Below are 890 nucleotides of genomic sequence, written 5' to 3' on the forward strand. Positions count from 1 at the left end.
ATCAACGATCTACCAACACCACCTCCGCGCCAGTGCTAGCTTTTCGTACCGTCACTTATTGCACTGAAAACGAGGAGACCCCAGCCAGAACTTGGCGCCCTCGGTTTGCGCCAGCCACAGGCCCAGCACCTCCTTGTCGCCCGTCATGGTGATGCCAATGGCCAGGTACACCGCCTTGACCCGCACAGCACCTTCTCGCACCTTCACATGGATGCAGTCCAGATAGACGATGGGATAGATGGGCTCCAGCGGTCGTGTCTGCCAAGCCTTGACCTCATCGGCCACAGCATCGGTCACCGAGGAAATCAGGCTGGGCGAGATCTCGGTGCCGTACATCTCCTGCAAGTGGGCCTGTATCTCGCGCACCGTCAGGCCACGGGCGTATAGCGAGATGATTTTGTCGTCGAAGCCGGCCCAGCGGGTCTGGTGCTTGGGGATGAGCTGGGGCTCGAAGCTGCCATGGCGGTCGCGTGGCACCTCGATGGGCAACTCGCCAAACTCCCCCTTGAGGGTCTTCTTGCTCTTGCCGTTTCGGGTGTTGCCGGCGGGGTTGGCCACCGCTTCGTTGCGTTCATGGCCCAGGTGCTCAGTCAGCTCGGCGTCCAAGGCTCGCTCGACCAGCAGCTTGGTTAACTGCTTGAGCAGGCCGTTCTCGCCGATGAGGTCTTCAGGCTTCTTGTAGTTGGCCAGCAGGCCAGACAGCAGTTCTTCGGGTACGTCGTGTTTCTTGGTGTTCATTGTGCTTACGGACAGGCCGGCTTGCGCCGGCGGTGGATTGTCCGTTTACACAAAATTCTGTACACCCTCCCACCAACAGAGGAGGAAGGTTGATTGAGCCAAACAACACGATGGCCTCGCCCATCCGGTTGCTCAAAAGATACCCCGTCAGG

1 pseudogene is annotated in these 890 nt (G+C 59.6%); it reads right to left on the bottom strand.

Annotated features, from left to right (window positions below):
- Window positions 1-81: 81 nt before the first annotated feature.
- Window positions 82-738: pseudogene (locus ACFQND_RS12235) on the bottom strand (IS256 family transposase); the annotation flags it as partial.
- Between the last annotated feature and the right edge of the window lie 152 nt (window positions 739-890).

The organism is Polaromonas aquatica, assembly GCF_042659145.1.
Taxonomy (GTDB): domain Bacteria; phylum Pseudomonadota; class Gammaproteobacteria; order Burkholderiales; family Burkholderiaceae_C; genus Polaromonas; species Polaromonas aquatica.